Origin of the sequence: Cribrihabitans pelagius (genome assembly GCF_048820915.1) — a bacterium.
Lineage (GTDB): Bacteria > Pseudomonadota > Alphaproteobacteria > Rhodobacterales > Rhodobacteraceae > Cribrihabitans_A > Cribrihabitans_A pelagius.
Genome location: NZ_JBMERR010000020.1, coordinates 26,653 through 42,302, shown reverse-complemented (window position 1 = coordinate 42,302; position 15,650 = coordinate 26,653). Strand labels below are relative to the sequence as shown.

The 15,650-nt window shown below is 58.3% G+C and carries 19 protein-coding genes and 1 tRNA gene; 7 read left to right on the top strand and 13 right to left on the bottom strand.

Going from position 1 to position 15,650, the window contains the following annotated elements:
* Positions 1-8 precede the first annotated feature (8 nt).
* The 7 genes from ACOHX0_RS16925 to ACOHX0_RS16895 form a co-directional block, all read right to left on the bottom strand.
* The gene (locus ACOHX0_RS16925) at positions 9-1,802 is read right to left on the bottom strand and encodes a DNA primase family protein (RefSeq protein ID WP_420678326.1); all 1,794 of its coding nucleotides are present in this window, start codon (positions 1,800-1,802) and stop codon (positions 9-11) included.
* The gene (locus tag ACOHX0_RS16920) at positions 1,799-2,917 is read right to left on the bottom strand and encodes a DUF7146 domain-containing protein (RefSeq protein WP_420678325.1); all 1,119 of its coding nucleotides are present in this window, start codon (positions 2,915-2,917) and stop codon (positions 1,799-1,801) included. The genes ACOHX0_RS16925 and ACOHX0_RS16920 overlap by 4 nt, the downstream gene beginning before the upstream one ends.
* 72 nt (positions 2,918-2,989) lie before the next feature.
* Complete coding sequence (ssb, locus tag ACOHX0_RS16915) at positions 2,990-3,469, bottom strand: single-stranded DNA-binding protein (protein ID WP_420678324.1); 480 nt, start codon at positions 3,467-3,469, stop codon at positions 2,990-2,992.
* Complete coding sequence (locus ACOHX0_RS16910; RefSeq protein ID WP_420678323.1) at positions 3,469-3,756, bottom strand: DEAD/DEAH box helicase family protein; 288 nt, start codon at positions 3,754-3,756, stop codon at positions 3,469-3,471. Before ACOHX0_RS16910 ends, ssb begins: the two co-directional genes overlap by 1 nt.
* Positions 3,753-4,031 carry a hypothetical protein gene (locus ACOHX0_RS16905; RefSeq protein ID WP_420678322.1) on the bottom strand — a complete coding sequence of 93 codons (279 nt, stop codon included), beginning with the start codon at positions 4,029-4,031 and terminating at the stop codon, positions 3,753-3,755. Before ACOHX0_RS16905 ends, ACOHX0_RS16910 begins: the two co-directional genes overlap by 4 nt.
* Positions 4,018-4,287 carry a hypothetical protein gene (locus ACOHX0_RS16900; protein ID WP_420678321.1) on the bottom strand — a complete coding sequence of 90 codons (270 nt, stop codon included), beginning with the start codon at positions 4,285-4,287 and terminating at the stop codon, positions 4,018-4,020. The genes ACOHX0_RS16905 and ACOHX0_RS16900 overlap by 14 nt, the downstream gene beginning before the upstream one ends.
* Complete coding sequence (locus ACOHX0_RS16895) at positions 4,280-4,633, bottom strand: hypothetical protein (protein ID WP_420678320.1); 354 nt, start codon at positions 4,631-4,633, stop codon at positions 4,280-4,282. The genes ACOHX0_RS16900 and ACOHX0_RS16895 overlap by 8 nt, the downstream gene beginning before the upstream one ends.
* A gap of 189 nt (positions 4,634-4,822) precedes the next feature.
* On the opposite strand from ACOHX0_RS16895, the gene ACOHX0_RS16890 reads away from it, so the two are divergent.
* Complete coding sequence (locus ACOHX0_RS16890) at positions 4,823-5,164, top strand: helix-turn-helix domain-containing protein (protein WP_420678319.1); 342 nt, start codon at positions 4,823-4,825, stop codon at positions 5,162-5,164.
* Positions 5,165-5,248: 84 nt separating this feature from the next.
* Here the strand turns inward: ACOHX0_RS16890 and ACOHX0_RS16885 are convergent, their stop codons facing one another.
* Together ACOHX0_RS16885 and ACOHX0_RS16880 are read right to left on the bottom strand one after the other, a co-directional pair.
* The gene (locus ACOHX0_RS16885) at positions 5,249-5,497 is read right to left on the bottom strand and encodes a hypothetical protein (protein WP_420678318.1); all 249 of its coding nucleotides are present in this window, start codon (positions 5,495-5,497) and stop codon (positions 5,249-5,251) included.
* Between the two features lie 232 nt (positions 5,498-5,729).
* Positions 5,730-6,044, bottom strand: a complete 315-nt coding sequence (locus ACOHX0_RS16880) for a hypothetical protein (protein ID WP_420678317.1) — start codon at positions 6,042-6,044, stop codon at positions 5,730-5,732.
* Positions 6,045-6,049: 5 nt separating this feature from the next.
* Between ACOHX0_RS16880 and ACOHX0_RS16875 the strand changes: the two genes are divergently transcribed.
* The 4 genes from ACOHX0_RS16875 to ACOHX0_RS16860 are packed head-to-tail and all read left to right on the top strand — an operon-like array spanning position 6,050 to position 8,507.
* The gene (locus tag ACOHX0_RS16875; RefSeq protein WP_420678316.1) at positions 6,050-7,096 is read left to right on the top strand and encodes a tyrosine-type recombinase/integrase; all 1,047 of its coding nucleotides are present in this window, start codon (positions 6,050-6,052) and stop codon (positions 7,094-7,096) included.
* Between the two features lie 17 nt (positions 7,097-7,113).
* Positions 7,114-7,395 (top strand): hypothetical protein, encoded by a 282-nt coding sequence (locus tag ACOHX0_RS16870; RefSeq protein WP_420678315.1) that lies wholly within the window; start codon positions 7,114-7,116, stop codon positions 7,393-7,395.
* A gap of 18 nt (positions 7,396-7,413) precedes the next feature.
* Positions 7,414-8,019 (top strand): Gp49 family protein, encoded by a 606-nt coding sequence (locus tag ACOHX0_RS16865; protein ID WP_420678314.1) that lies wholly within the window; start codon positions 7,414-7,416, stop codon positions 8,017-8,019.
* Positions 8,016-8,507, top strand: a complete 492-nt coding sequence (locus ACOHX0_RS16860) for a hypothetical protein (protein ID WP_420678313.1) — start codon at positions 8,016-8,018, stop codon at positions 8,505-8,507. Before ACOHX0_RS16865 ends, ACOHX0_RS16860 begins: the two co-directional genes overlap by 4 nt.
* Before the next feature lie 285 nt (positions 8,508-8,792).
* Here the strand turns inward: ACOHX0_RS16860 and ACOHX0_RS16855 are convergent, their stop codons facing one another.
* The 4 genes from ACOHX0_RS16855 to ACOHX0_RS16840 all read right to left on the bottom strand — a co-directional run bounded on the left by ACOHX0_RS16855 (position 8,793) and on the right by ACOHX0_RS16840 (position 11,949).
* Entirely contained in the window at positions 8,793-9,689 is an 897-nt protein-coding gene (locus tag ACOHX0_RS16855) for a hypothetical protein (RefSeq protein ID WP_420678312.1), read from the bottom strand.
* Between the two features lie 322 nt (positions 9,690-10,011).
* Positions 10,012-11,235: a hypothetical protein gene (locus ACOHX0_RS16850; RefSeq protein ID WP_420678311.1), complete on the bottom strand. Its 1,224-nt coding sequence runs from the start codon at positions 11,233-11,235 to the stop codon at positions 10,012-10,014.
* Between the two features lie 217 nt (positions 11,236-11,452).
* Positions 11,453-11,617 (bottom strand): hypothetical protein, encoded by a 165-nt coding sequence (locus ACOHX0_RS16845; RefSeq protein ID WP_420678310.1) that lies wholly within the window; start codon positions 11,615-11,617, stop codon positions 11,453-11,455.
* Between the two features lie 38 nt (positions 11,618-11,655).
* Complete coding sequence (locus ACOHX0_RS16840; RefSeq protein WP_420678309.1) at positions 11,656-11,949, bottom strand: hypothetical protein; 294 nt, start codon at positions 11,947-11,949, stop codon at positions 11,656-11,658.
* A 126-nt stretch (positions 11,950-12,075) separates the two neighbouring features.
* On the opposite strand from ACOHX0_RS16840, the gene ACOHX0_RS16835 reads away from it, so the two are divergent.
* Positions 12,076-12,149: transfer RNA gene (locus ACOHX0_RS16835), tRNA-Leu, on the top strand.
* Between the two features lie 483 nt (positions 12,150-12,632).
* On the top strand, positions 12,633-15,590 hold the full coding sequence (locus tag ACOHX0_RS16830) for an ATP-binding protein (protein ID WP_475682991.1): 2,958 nt from the start codon (positions 12,633-12,635) through the stop codon (positions 15,588-15,590).
* Positions 15,591-15,650 lie beyond the last annotated feature (60 nt).

Here is a 15,650-nt window from a genome sequence, read left to right as displayed (position 1 = left end):
CGCCAAAATCACACAACCGGCTCAGGCCCGCCGCCAGAGCCGTATTTTGCCCGCACCTCCGCATCCTCACGGAGCTGGATGAAATCGCTGCTCAGCCGGATCCCGCGATAGCCGGTATCGCTGACCTTGGCCGCCGTGAACCCCTTGCCCTCTGGCGTCTTGTGAAACTTGGATTTGTCGCTGAGGTGCTTGGAAACGGTTTTCGAGGTCCAGGGATCCCCCTTGCCCGCATCCACATACCACCAATTGAAAGCGTCGATCAGCTCGCGCGAACGGGTGAACACGTCGGGATCCCCATCCACAACACAGCAGTTGTTGATAAACACAAGCATGGGATCGCTTTCCTCACGGTATTCCTCTGTTGCGTCCAGGATCTCTTGAGGGATCTGCAGACCATCTGTCAGCCATTTCTCAAGCCCTTCCAGCATCCAATTCAGAATGCCCGAACGCTCCGCCCACAGCTTTTGCGGCAACAGCGGATCAACATCCTCATCCGGGATTGACACAAGGAACGGAACCAGCAGCACCCGCCGCCAGATCCCCTTATCCGTGCCGCGGATCTCCGGCTTGTGGTTGCCAGAGATCGTCAGCTTGAACTCAGGCGTTACCTCAACAAATTCCTGCTGCATCCGGCGCACAAGGATTTCCTCGCCGCCCGTGATCGCCTTGATAAAGCCCTCTTTCAGCTTTTGGCCGCGCTCCGGCTCAGCGGCGCGCACCATGCGGGCGCCAGGAAGGCGCACCAGATCCGGCGTTGCATCTGAGCCTTTGCGCTGATCGGATCCAGCGAGGCTTTCAATCGGTACCGTGGTTGCATAGGCCGCCATCATCTTTGCGATCAGATCCACAATGGTAGACTTGCCGTTGCGGCCCTCGCCATAGAAAAAGCACAGCTTTTGTTCAGTGGTCAGGCCGGTCAGGCAGTAGCCAAACCAGCGCTGCAGAAACTCGCGAAGCGCCGGATCCGGCTGGATCGAAATCAGGAACTCCTCAAAATCCGGGCACAGGGCATCCGGGTTGAACTCCACCGCCATCATCTTTGAAAGGTACTGATCCCGCGCGTGTTTCAGCACCTCGCGGATCAGCTTTTTCTTGTTCGTGCGCGGATCCATTTCAACCCGGAACCGGATCACCCCGGTTTCCGTGTTGATCATCAGCGGATCCTCATTCAGCCGGGTAAGCGGCTGATAAAGGTCAACCTGCGCCTCGCGCATCATGTTGTTGATCGGGCCGGTGTTTCCGGCCGCTTTGGCGTGCGAATGGTGGCCGCGCCTCAGCGCCGACAGTTTCTTTTTCAGATCCTCGCTGCGCTCAACAACCTTTTCAAGATCGCGCAGGCGGGCCTTTTGTTCCTCAGAGCGCTTGGAAGGCGTGACCGCTTTGATTTCGTCAACTTCCTCGCGGGCCTGATCGCCCGCCTCAACCTGCATCTGCTCCCATTCCTCAAGACGGATGTGCTGCGCCTCGCGGGTGATCTTGCCGGAAACCTGCTGTGCAAGGCGGCGGGTTTCAAGCTGATCATCATCCTGTTCCCACAAGCGGTCCTTCCAAGTGAACCAAGCCACCCGCGGCACAAACAGGCAATCGGCGCCAAAGTAGCTCTTGAAGCGCTTGCCATTGCCGTAGTCATTCAGCGGGAACACCGCGCATTCCTGCGCAAGGATCTCATCGGGATCATGGGCGGGATCATATGGGCCGGCATCCTGAGGGGTGCGGGGATCCGGACCGGGGTCATAGCCATCAGGATAGACCGGCTCAGCCCGGTCCCAGGCCGCGCGCACATCGTCGTATTGTTCGTTCATTGCTCGCCGGGCCTCTTGATCATGTCGTTCAGATCACCGCCCGGCACCGATGGCACGATATACGCGCTGAGGCCGGGGTTGATCCGCATCGCCCGCTTGGCGCAGGCTGTTAGCTGTGCTTGGGTCTGGCGGGGTTCGCTATCGCCATCCTTGATTAGCCAGAAATCATTCACCGTGCAGGGCGGCACAAACGAGGGGCCGCCATCCATATCCGGCTCATCCGAGAACTTGCCGCCAATGCGCTTGCCCGACATGTTGCCGAGATCCACACCGGCCCAATAGCTCGCGCCCGGCAGGACGCCGCCAACCAGGGCGGTCAGGGTTGTCTCAATCCCTTCACCAGACACCAGCGAGGATCCGCAGGCGTTGCCGGTGAGGCGGATCGCGCCGCCTTGCTTGGATCCGCGCACCACCTTGGACGGCAGTTGCTTGCCGTCAGGCGCGAATATCTGCGCCTTGCCGCTTGGCTGATCCAGATCTATCCAAGTTCGATGCACCGCGCGCATCATGCCATCCGGGGCCTGCACCGCGGCCACCAGAACCGGGCCGGAATGCAGCGTGTGATTTCGCCTTTTGATCCGCTTCACATAGGGAAGATCCGGGATGAACCGGAAGCACTTGAAAGCGTGCGGCAGCAGCTCGAAACCCGGCACCCGAAACGCCAAGTAGTCCTCCGCTATAGAACCGCGAAACTCATAGGATCCACCAGCACACCAGATATCGACCGCATCTTGAATTGACCAAGCGCGGTATTGCGCCTCAGCGGCCTCATCACTCTTTCGCTGTTTCTCGCGCGCGATCCTGCGGCGCTCGCGCTCTGCAGGATCAATTTCCGCGACGCGCTCGCCCTCCAGAACTTCAATCGCTTCCATGAAAGTGCAATCAAGCACGAACTGCACAAGGCCGATGTGATCGCCCCCACCACAAAACCGGCAGTTATAGACGCCCTTTCTGAAATTGATCGAAAAGCGATCATCACCGCCGCACTTGGGGCATGGTCCGCCAGCCTCCCGCTTGCCGAACTTCACGCCAGCGAGCGGGGGCAGCTTGTCCAGAACCTCGCGCATAGTCCGGTTGCGCGCATCATCAATACGGGGATCATGCACCAGCGTCATGCGGGCACCTCAATCAATCAGAATTTCAGGGGGATGCGCGGGCAGACAGATCCGCCCGCGGGGTGTTCAAAATTAGAACGGGATTTCATCATCATCAATGTTGCGGCCGCCGCCGGATGCACTGCCGTAGCCACCACCCGAGCTGCCGCCATAGCCCTCGCCGGATCCGCCACCGGACCCACTGCCCGAGCCGCCATCTTGCCGCGGGTCAAGCATGGTGAGCGTAGAGCCGAAGCCCTGCAGCACCACCTCAGTTGAATAGCGATCCTGCCCGCTCTGATCCTGCCATTTGCGGGTTTGCAGCTGACCCTCAATATAGACCTTGGACCCCTTGCGCAGATATTGCTCCGCCACCCGCACCAAGCCCTCATTGAAGATGGCGACGGAATGCCATTCCGTGCGCTCGCGGCGCTCGCCCGTGTTGCGGTCCTTCCAGCTTTCAGAGGTGGCAACCCGCATGTTGCAGACCTTGCCGCCATTCTGGAACGTGCGAACCTCAGGATCCCGGCCCAGGTGGCCGATCAGCATGACCTTGTTGAGAGAACCCGCCATCAGATCGCGCCCACCGCAAAGGCCACAGCCATAGCCGCATCAAACGACAGGACAACGGCGCCCTCCGGCGGGCGGTGCCGCGCAGGGTTCAGAGGCAGGTTCGTCAGGTGCAGGGCACCGGGAGAAACCGGCGGAAGGAAGCCATTGGCGAGGCCCATTTCCGCCCAGCCGTCAATCACCTCGCGGCAACCCAGGGCGCGGGCGAGATCCTTGCCGTGATGCGTCTTGCCGCACCCCATCGGGCCATGAACAATGATGGTGCGGTAGTCGCGGTTGTCTGCAGTCATTTCGAATTTCCTTGTGCAATAGGGGAAACAGGCGCGCTCTTGCGCGACCAGAGAGTGCAGGACGCCGCACAACGCGAGCCGTCCACATAGACTTGCCGGGTGGCGCAGGGCTGCGCTTTGGCCCGGATCGCCGCATCCGGTGGAAAGCCTGAACAGGTGCCGCAAATACGCTGCAGGGCAATCGGGCAATTCGCCATCTTGGGATCCTGCCGCGGATCGCGGCGCACCAAGCGACGCCCGCCAGAAGAAAAATAGGTTTGGTCAGGCTTTGGCATTGATGCCATCCTTCAGGCTCACACCGCCTTTGCCTTCAATCCGCCCCTTGCGGGCAATTTTGCCCCGCACAACGGGCTTGGGCGACGGCAGAACGCCGGGGCAGTCACGGCACAAAACCAAATGACTGCGCAGAAGCTCAGTAGCCATTTCGCCAACCGAAACCGGGGCTAGACCATGCTGCGCCGCAAAGGATCGGGCGATATGCTCGATCTCTCTCTCTTCCTTGTCGTTCAACGTCAGGCCGATCTCAGGCATGTTCGCACCCCGCTTGCTCTGCGATGGCTTCCCGCCAATCAGGGAAACGCTCATCCAGCTTGGCGCAGACGCGAACCGTGTAAGCCTGCACATCCTGAGGGGTCACAGGAGGCAGAACTTTCCCTTTTTCCGCGGCCTGTTTGCGCAAAAAAACCTCAACTGCATTGGCGCGGGACAGCCGCAAATCCTTGCTGCTCCCCTTCATAAACCGGCCAACCGCGTTAATGCCGCCAGTTGCGCCTGAGACAACTTGAGCGGGAAGCTCCAAGTCCGTGACAGCGCACAAAAGCCAACCGCGAAACACGGCAGGGGGCGGGAGATCCGCCAAGATTCCTTGTTCCTTCATGGTGCTTCCTCACAAATCAAACACTATATGTATCCATAACACCTTTAAAGGTGTGGTCAACCCAGCGAACGCACCTTATTAAGGGTTATCCCTACTTGAAGTTGCCAACCCCACCTTTAAATGTTAGCCATTCGTTAGAGGTCGGCAGCCCGACCACTCGAAAAAGTTTGAATTGATTAGGTAAAACAAATGGCGAAACCAAAGAACGAGCGCAGACCAGAAGTCCTGCGCAAAGTCGAAAACGCCCGAATGAATTTGAGAATGGCTATTTCCCTAAGTCCCTACAGCGAGACATCCGCCGCGGTTGAGGGGGGCATGAGCAACAACGTCCTGGGGAAGTTTTGCAGAGGTGAGACAGACATTACTCTGACAAACCTGCTTTCAGCATGTGAGGTGCTAAACGTTCCAATCTCGCTAATCGTGTCAGATCAGGCAATTTCGCCCGCACGCATTAGACTTGCCAAACTGATTGACAGCATAGACGCAAAAGACCTTGAAGCATTTATTGCTGCCGAGAAAGGCAGGGCGTAAGCTCTCACGAATGCCACCAGATCCGGCAAACAAGTCAAAGAAAAAGCGGCGGCAACGCCGCTTTTGTTCTTTTAAAAGGCGGCGTTAGCGCTCCGCCAGGAAGCTCTCAAGGCGATCAGCCAAATCATTCAGCTCTTGCTCACCCCGGCCAGCAGCCAGAGGGGCAAGGGCGCCAAACACTTCGAACTCATTTTCACAAACAACAGCGGCCCCGGCGTAATCTTGGGGCGCTGCACCTGAATTGCGGGAACCCCCGCCGCCGCCCCGATGAGCTTTGACGCTCTCCGGGACAAGCTGCGCATCGCCCTTATGGGGCATCTGCGGTTCACACATTATTGTATCCTTCCAACCTTAAATCGTCATTTGCACACTCCTAGGACGCTAACTTGCGTCAGTCAACCCGGAGCTGCACAACATATAGATGCGCACGCAAAGCTCTACTTGAAAGCCTTTATTGCTTGTGCCACACCTTTAAATGTGTGATACACACCAAACACACCCTTGAAGGTGAGAGCATGACCAACATTGACACACCACCGCCACAGGCGAGCGCTTGGCCGCCATCTCACGGCCCGATTGTGGCCTTGATTGACGGCTCAGGAATGGGCGTTTGCCTGTTGATTCTCTTTCTTCTTTTCACCTGCGGCATGATCATCAGGGAGGCATCCGGCAAATGAACAAGCTGCAAATCCTCACCCAGGATAAGAACCTCAACACGGATGAGGCAGTCGCGTGGCTGGCAGAGCATGGAATTGTCACCAACCGCGGCGGCCTCGACGATCTGCGCCGGAAAGGTCTGCTGAGGTGGATCGAAACCCGCGGAAAGTTCAAAGTGCTCTACCGGCGCGAAGATCTGGCTGATGCCTTTATCACGGAGCAACACACATGCCCCTCAAGCTTAGACGCAAACCCGGCTCGCTCAACTGGTACATCCGCGGCACTGTCGCAGGGATCCACGTTGACCGCAGCACTCAAACTAGTAACCGAAAAGCGGCAGAAGCGATCCGCATCAGGACGGAAGCGCAAATCCTCCAACGTGCTGCCCTTGGAAAGAAAGCCACGGCAACCTTTGAGGAAGCCGTAGTCAACTACCTGATGGCGGACGGAGAGGAGCGGTTTCTTGACCCCCTGCTGCGGCATTTCGCGGGCAAGAAACTGTCCGAGATCGACAATGCCGCCATCAACGCTGCAGCCCAAAAGCTGTATCCGAAGGCTGCGCCCGCGACGATCAACCGCCAGCTCATCACGCCGATCTCCGCCATCCTGAACATGGCTGCCGAGGATAAACTTTGCGACCCTATCCGGCTGCGGCGCCGCAAGGTAGACACCAAAGTTACCCGCTGGTTGACACCGGAGGAATTTGAAGCCTTCGCGGCAGAGCTGCCGCCGCACCTCATCAGGATCATAGGCTTCATGATCGGCTCAGGCGCGCGGGTACGCGAAACTCTCAGCCTGCAGGCGTCAACCTTCTACCAGGGCACCCGGCAGGCGTACCTTGTGGACACGAAAAGCGGGCATCCCCGGATGGTCGAGTTTCCCGAACGCGCCCGCCAGATGATTTGCACCAAGGACCTGCCGGAAAAAGGGGAGCTGTTTCTGACTTCGCGCGGCAAACCATATGAGCTGCGCGACAACACCGGCGGCCAGATCAAGACGGCATTCAACAAGGCGCGCCACCGCGCCGGATTGGAAGGCAACGGCCCCCGCAAGGTGACGCCGCACACCATCCGGCACACTTGGGCCACATGGTTTTACTCTCAGACCCAGGATTTCGGAAAGCTCTTGGACCTTGGCGGATGGGCCGATGCGGACACAGCCAACATCTATCGCAAAATGGCACCCGAAGACCTGCCGGAACGCCTGCTGCAGCACGGCTGGGACTTCCGGCGCGGGCACCAGCCACACACCAGCAACCTGCGCGCCCTGCGCTGATAGGAGGTCAAGCAACCATGCTGTTTAGCATCAAACCCTTTTCACGTCGGCGGGCAGGCATGATCCGGCCCGGCCTTGGCGCCACCTATGAAAGCGCCAACGAAGTTCGCAAGCGCAAAGGAATGCTGATGGCCGGATATCTGCGCTGCCGCAATGAAATCACAGAGCCGGGAATGCCGGAGTACAGGCGCAAACAGGCCAAGAACTGGAAATCCTTCTACTGCCGCAAACACCTTGAAGCACGGCAGCAGGACACTTTGGCTTTTTTTGACCTGACAACACCTTTTTTCTTGATTTAAACCCTTAAAGGATGGCTCATGATTGATAATCCCGATGCCCCGCGCGTCACCCCTGAAATGGTGGATCTCGAAATCAGCCGGGAACTCTACCACGTTCCAGAGGGCACAACGCTCACCATTTGCACACTTGAGCTGCAGAACGGCTTTACCGTCACCGGAGAGAGCGCCTACGCGGATCCGGCAAGCTTCAATATCGAAGAAGGTCAGCAGCGCGCCAAAACCAAGGCGCGGGAAAAGGTGTTCCTGCTGCTGGCCTTCCGGCTGCGCGACGAGGCACACAGCCAGGAAACCCGCCGGAATGAAGCCCGCGAGAAGCTACACGGCAGCAAGGCGGCGGAGAGCGACCCTCTATTGCGGGCGGCACTCGAAAGCCCGCAGGACTATGCCAAACGGTTTCTTTCCGATCGCTGCGCCATCGACGGCAAGGACAGCACCTTTACCGCCTCGCATGTTGCTGTGACAGCGTTCCGCGAATGGCTGGCGCTCAACACCGGGAACGCTTGGTCCGAACACCTCGCCCGGAAAGCCCTGCTGCTTGTGGATCACATCGACGGCAAACCGATCCGTTACGTCAAGCTGCAAAACACCGGCTGGACAGGCTTCAAACTGAAAGCCAGCAAATGACCGCGGCGCAGTGGATCGGGCGGGATTACTACATCGGGCGCATCAAGGTTGGCGGGATCTCGCCCGGATGGACGCCTGGCCCCAATGGCGAAACCTTTGCCGGGCGCTGTTCGCTTCCAGGTGCCGCCCAGGTGCTTGGCCCCTACGGATCCGAACAGCAAGCCCGCGCAATGGTTGAGAAATCAACGGCAAGCCGGATCAAGGCCATGTTTGGCGCTGGCCCCAACACCACAGCCGCAGCGGTGGCAGAGGGGCGCACTTTGCGCGTAACCGCCCGCGCGATCCTGATGGCGGGCGTGTGGAGCTGTAACAAGCCGGTCAACGCCTACGCCATGTTTGACGATCTCAGGCACGCCTTGGGCATGAAGCGCGAGGACGTGCCGGCCACCCCGAAACCCAAGCCCAGTACGGCAGCGGCAGGCGAATACACGCCCCTGCCGCCGGATGATTTTGAACCCTTCGAGGAAGATGGAAGGCAGACAGGATGAACCACTCCGACGATTGGATCACAAAATGTAAATCTGCCCCGCCGTCAGGAAATGCCCATGCGCCCGCTTTGCGCAGATAGCGGCGTTTGCAAAGCCATGGGATCATCCAGCGCGTCAGCATTCCCATGCTGCAGGGGCATTGGAAAGAGCTGACCTTCGCTGCGAGTGCAGCCAAATTGTGTCTCTGAACGGGGACGGTGCGGGCGAAGCTGCCGTAATAAATGCATACATCATTCGGCCACCGTTGTGGTATCCTTGGCACAGCTCAAGCCATCCGCCGTCGGATCATTCATCCACTTCAAGCCGTTTGGTGATTTGATCTGCTGCTGCTCCACTTTTCATTTCGCCTACGATCAATTTACCGACCACGCTTCCCGCACCGAATCCGATCGGGTTGAAGCCCGTAAGCAAGGAGCCAAGACCGCCGCAAGCAAGAATAACCCCTACGGGAACCGAGGTCGTCCCCAATCTTTCAGGCGTAAAATACTCTTGGAGCTTCGGAAGTGCGCCATTCACGTAGCGTTGCGTCCAACTGACTATTTGATCGCCATCGGCATCGGTTGCGGCAACCGATGCTGTTGGAAGAATGTTTAGAAGTGTCTCAATGTGTTCTATCAGAGCATCGATTAGTTGCAGGAGCTTTCTATGAGTTTCTGGAAATTCTGCGGCGCAGTAATTGTCGGATCTTACAACTTCCCGAAAGGCAGATAGGTTTTCTAAAGCCGTAGCGCCGACCAAAAGTAGGCTTACTTCGTTGGATTTTGCTTTTGAAAGCAATTGTCGCCTGGTAACGTTCTTAACCACTACTTTGTCTAACACCTCATCTTGGGTGTTTTTCGAAGCTTTCTGATCCATGCTTTCCAATAGCTTATCGAAGGCTTTAACATCTTTTATCTTAACGATCTCTGATTTTTCTACGTCAAGATCATGCGCTATTTGGCGAAGGCTATTGAGAACTCTATAGACGGTCGCTTCATCACTTTGTCGACAAAAAGATATTAAGCGGTTGCCCTTTGATGTTCCATCGCTTTCATATTTTGGATCATCAATATCAACGTTCCAAGTATCACGAAACCAAGTCGAAAAAGTTTGATTGGAAAAATCTACAACGTAGCCCACGCCCGACGGGTGAGAAACATATCTCTTGATGAGATCAAGCTGAGTTTTTTTTAGATTCGCCATACATGTTGTCTTCTTGTTGATTAAAACATAAATCGGCCATTATTGTAGTGAGCCAAGCTCAATGCAACACACTGTGTCATAAGCGGAATCTTCTTCACGCGCCACTGAGAGTGGTTGGCGGCATTGCGGATTTTGCCCGCTACTTGTCTGTTACACCTAGCAGCCATTTGTCCACCTCTAAGTATTGGTCGCTTTGGGCTCCAAGCCGCCTTGCGGCGCTGCGGTAGCAGGGGCGTAACGATTCCGCACTTGGCGCCTGCGGCTAGATGACGCCAGCCAGCCCAAAGCAGGTATGCGATTTCTTTGCGTTGGATGGTTCGGATTATGCTTCACCGGCCGTAAGCTCGCCATTCTCTGGCTTTAAATCAGACACTTGGCTGTCGCTGTCACCATCGACATGATTGCTCATCAACCAAGCCAGCGGGAATTGGCTGACACGACCACATTTATCACATTCAAGATTTTCGGTAACAAAAAACATCGGGGCTGTTTTTTTCCTAAGTTGAACGCGCTCGTGGCAAGTTGGGCATTTCATCAGTTCACCAAGCGTATCATTCATGCTGCTCGCGATGTCTGAGCGTCCATTGAGGAACAGAGCTTGGTAAGTTCCAAGAGCTCTCATATTAAGCTGTTTCAGGTAGTCATCAGCTGGAAAGTGCATCCTCTTCAGCAACTCAATTTGCATCAAGTGAATGCAAAGCAAAACGTATGAAATGCCTTGGTAGCTAGAATCATATATATCGTTTTGCCTTGGGTCTTTGAATATAAAGTTTAGATTATAGGTCTCCGTTTTGATGTCTGGGTTTCTCGTGACTAGATGCATTGCCTTGTCGAAAAGTCCGGCAAATCCAGAGGCGTTTTTGAAATCGAATAGACAAGCATACAGCACATCCGCAGACATGAAGCTTGCATCAGAACATTTCGCAATCGCTGCTTCAATTGCCAACCTCTTGGTTGGTCGATTAAAGTTACCCCCATCAAGAAAACTGACGGGATCGCTTTTGAATTTCGTGAAAAAATCTTCTTCATCTGCACATAGCAAAGCGATGAGAGGCAAACCCTCATTAAAAGGCTTCCTAAAACATGCAAACGCAAGTGTGAACTTCCGTTTTTCCAGAGCGGTTAGGCCCGCATGAATAAAGTGCAGCATATCTGGAAACAGCGCAGCACAAATGTGATTCACCATTAATCTGCGCTCTTCATCTACCCTGCCAGTAGCAGAAAGAAAATCAATCGGGTTTGAAGCTGCCTTTATAGCCGCGATGTCGCTTTCCGTCTCAAGCTTGATGTGTATGTGTCCAGCACCGATCTGTTCGGCTGCATGAGTTAAGTCGGCAATCAGGTCATAAAGATAAAAAGAAAATTCGTGTGCAGCCCAGTGTCGCTTGGGGATATTTTGCAGGCGATCTTCGCTGAGGTATCCAATTTTTGGCAACACATTAACTCCTAGTTGATCAACGAGATCCCACCACAGAAGAGCTTCCTGAGGAAGCGGTTTCTCCTCCGCTTTCTTCCCTGTCGCTTCACCGTTGCCACATCCGCCCATAGCTATCGCGAAAATAGCGGCTCATGACTTTGCAATCTTCGCTTCCTGCGTTTGCTGCCGTCTGAGCAGAGCGAAGCATCTCCCTGGCCAACTGAGGAGACTTGAATGTCCGGTCTCGGGAAGTCTTTCGCTCTTGCAGCAGAGTCTTCGCTGCACCTTGCATGAATGTCGTGGTTGGGCTGCGAACGGCATGCGGAGCGAGTGAGGTTACCTACTCTTACAGCTCAAAAACCTTGAGCCGCTGCGGCGGCTCCTGCTGCTCACGGCAATCCAACTGCACTGCAGGAACCGCGCGCACCACGCGCAGGATCTCTGGCAGGACCGCAGGGACCGCGAGGGAGCCAACCGCGAAGGCAATCAATCCTACACTCAGCCAGTCCAAAGGCCGCATCTTGCGGCGGCACGGGTGAACCGGCCCCCTCATTGCACCAGCCCCAAGGCCCACCGGCCAACGGCTGCCACCTTTTCCCAAAGCAGCGCCAGACCAGACACCACAGCAGCAATCCCCAGGATCACACTGCGCCACCGCGCCCGCACGATCCCCTTGGCGTCCTCATATTTGGCGATCTCAACCAGAGTTTCACCATAGGCGAGGATCGTGCGCACCCGGTCCACCTCATCAGGCTTGAGCCGGGTAACATCGGCCCCGATGGCCGCCTGCAATTGCTCTAAAATTGCTAGGATCTGCTGATCTGCTGTCGCTTGCTCCTGCACTCGATTTTCCTTTCTTAGCCGCTCAAACCCAGGAACAGCCGCACAGGCGCGCAATCCGGGAAGAAAGCACGATCCGGGCAAAATCCGGGAAGTGGTTTTTTGAGATTGCCGCAAGCAATTGTTTTCGCTTGCTTTTTATTAAGTGGTCTTTTCCCTTGGTAAGGGAGAGGTCGAGAGTTCAATTCTCTCCAGCAGCACCACTTCCCGAAACAATGTAATTACAGTTCCTTAAGCGCGCAATGGCATGCCTCGTGCGGCTTGGCTGCGGCCGTTGGGCCTGTTGCCGGATTGTAGCACTGGCGGGCCGCAGGGCGCGCAGGCCTGCAGGGGTGCGCTGCCGCCGCCCTCCTGCCGCACGCTCCGGCCTTATGCGGCCGAATCGCGTATCCGCGTTTTGCGGAAACAGGCCGGTGCCCCCTCCGGCTGATTCGCCGGCAATCCTCCGAACATTCCCGGCGGGCGGCGCCAACGGAGCGGATTTCCTGCAACTGCCGCCCCGGCTTTGAAGGCCTGGCGGGACTGCCCCGTTGACGCCGCTCTCTCCTCATTGCGAAGCAGCGGGAGTTTCCAAAAAGCCACATTTTGTGCGGATATTTTACAGCCGTTAAGGAATGCCGAAGGTTCGTCGTGTTGTTTTAAGGTTGTGATGCTCTAAAGATTCGCAGGATTGCAAAGGTGCCTTGATGGCCGCTCACAGAATACCCAAGACCGTGGCGCGGTCCCTGTACAACCGGACCTACCTGCCTGCGCTGCTGGCCTTCGCCGTGGTCTGTGCGGCCTCCTATTTCGCCGACCGGCAGAATGCGACCATTCACCATCAGAACCACCGCGCCGATGTCCAGTATGAAGCCGGCATCATCCGCTCGCATCTGGAAGGCCGGATGAATGCGGACAACCAGCTGTTGCAGGGACTGGCCGCGGTGATGAGCACCGAACCCGGCATGTCCCAGGACCGGTTTGCCGAGCTGGTGAGCCGCGTCGTGGACGGTGTGAGCGAAATCCGCAATGTCGCGGCGGCGCCGGACCTGGTGGTGGCTCTGGTCCACCCGATAGAGGGCAACGAAGCGGTTCTCGGCCTCGATTACAACAAGAACGCCGCTCAGCGCTCTGCTGCATACGAGGTGCGCGACAGCGGCAGCATGGTGCTGGCAGGGCCGGTCAACCTGCTCCAAGGCGGCCGCGGCTTCATCTACCGGTTGCCGATCTTTACCGGCAAGGGGCCGGAGCGGCGCTTCTGGGGCCTGCTCTCGGCGGTGGTCGACGTCGAAACGCTCTATGCCAATGCGCATCTCACCGCGCCGCAGACCAATATCGAGGTGGCGCTGGTGGGCAAGGACGGCGCCGGTGCAGAAGGCGAGCTGTTCCACGGCAGCCGGGCGGTGCTGGAAGACGATCCCGTGCTGATGGATATCCACCTGCCTCAGGGCAGCTGGCAGCTGGCGGCACGTCCGCGCGGCGGCTGGTCAGAGCCGCCGCCCAACCTGTGGCATTTGCGGCTGGCGCTGCTGGCGGCAGGCGCGCTGATCGTTTTCCCGACCTTCCTGGCCGGACGGCTGTCCGCAGCGCGTCAATCCGCGATCGGCACCCTGCGCCGGCGGGAACACGAGCTGGACGCGGTCACCCGGCGCCTGGAAGTGGCGGTGAAGACCTCCCGGATCGGCATTTGGGAATTCAACGCCAGCCAAAATCAGCTGATATGGGACGCCCGCATGCGGGAGCTTTACGGGCTGCCCCGCGACGGCGGCCTGGTGCAGTTCACGGAATGGCTGGAGCGGCTCCACCCGGCCGACCGCGACCGGGTGGTCTCCGCCTTCCAGGCCGCCATGTCCGAGCGCACGCATTTTTCGGCCGACTTCCGCATCGTTGCGGACGATGGCAGCGAAAAACACATCCGCGCGCTCGCCAGCCCCTTCACCGACGGTGCCGGGCAGCACTGGATGATCGGGGTCAACTGGAATGTCTCGGAAGACGTGCGCCTCCGCGAGGCGCTGATCCGCATCAACCAGACCTTGTCGCAGCGCAATGCCCAGCTGAACGAAGGCAAGCTGGCGCTGGAAAAGGCCCATGCTGACCTGCAGGCAAACCAGGACGAATTGCACCGCCTGTCGCTGGTGGCCAAACACGCCTCCGACAGCATCGTGCTCAGCGGTCCCGACCGCCGCATCCTCTGGGTGAACGACTCCTTCACCCGGCTCACCGGCTACAGCGCCGAAGAGGCGATCGGCGCGAAACCGGGAGACCTGCTGGACGGCCCCAAGACCGATCCCGCCATCATCCGCGACATCGAGCGGCACAAGAGCCTGGGCCGACCCTACCACGCGGAGATGATCACTTATAGCAAATCCGGAGAGGAGCGCTGGTTCGACACCAATATCGTCCCGGTGATGGGCGGGGACGGCACGCTGGACCTGGTCATCGGCATCGAGCGCGACATCACCCAGGCCCGCGCCCGCGCCGACGAACTGGCGGAGGCCAAGCTGGCCGCGGAACAGGCCGACCGCGCCAAGACCGAATTCCTCGCCAACATGAGCCACGAGATCCGCACCCCGATGAACGGCATCATTGGCATGGCTGACCTGCTTGCCGAGGCGCCGCTGGATGAGGACAACCGCCAGAATGTCGAAACCATCCGCAGCTCGTCCCAGGCGCTCTTGAAGATCATCAACGACATCCTTGACCTGTCGCGGCTGGAAGCGGGCAAACTGGCCTTTGCCCCGGTCGACTTCGATCTGCGCGACTGTATTGGCGGCACCGTGAACCTGCTGCAGCCGAAGGCCGCAGAAAAGGGCCTGGCTCTGCGGGTGAGCTACGCCCCGGACCTGCCTGCGCATCTGCACGGCGACGACGGCCGCCTGCGCCAGATTCTGGTGAATCTGATCGGCAATTCGGTGAAATTTACCAGCACCGGCACGGTCAGCGTGCGGGTGGCCCGCGCCGGTGATGATCCCTTCCGGCTGCAGATCGAGGTGGAGGACACCGGCATCGGCATCTCGGAGCAGCAGGCCCGCCATATCTTCGACCGCTTTACCCAGGCCGATACGGCCACCACCCGCGCCTTTGGCGGCACCGGGCTGGGGCTGACCATCTCGCGCCTGCTGGCTGAACGCATGCAGGGCAGGATCTCGGTGCAGTCTGCCCCGGGCGAAGGCGCTTGCTTCCGGCTGGAAGTGCAGATGGCGCCGCCGCAGCAAGGGGCGGAGACCCCCGGCGCGCATGCCTGCCCGCCAACCGCGCCGCTGGAGGACTGCCTGGTGCTGCTGGCCGAGGACAACCGCACCAACCGGCTCCTGATCCGCAAGTACCTGCGCGACCAGCCGGTGCGGCTGGTGGAGGCCGAAAACGGCAGGCGGGCAGCCGACCTCTGCCGCGAGCTCAAGCCCGACATCATCCTGATGGACATGTCGATGCCCGAGCTGGACGGCATTGCCGCCACCCGGGAGATCCGCGGCATGCCGATCCCCCAGCCCGCCATCGTGGCACTGACCGCAAATGCCTTCTCCAGCGACCGCGAGGCTTGCCTCGCAGCCGGGATGGATCACTTCCTCGCCAAGCCCGTCAACAAGACCGTGCTGCTGCAGACCCTGACCAGAGTGCAGTCGGATTGGGCCAAGCCCCGCGCCATCGCCATGCGCGCCACCTGACGGGCACGCCGCAGCATTGTCGCCAAAGGCCGGTATGCCTGTGCAGTGTGACCTAATGGG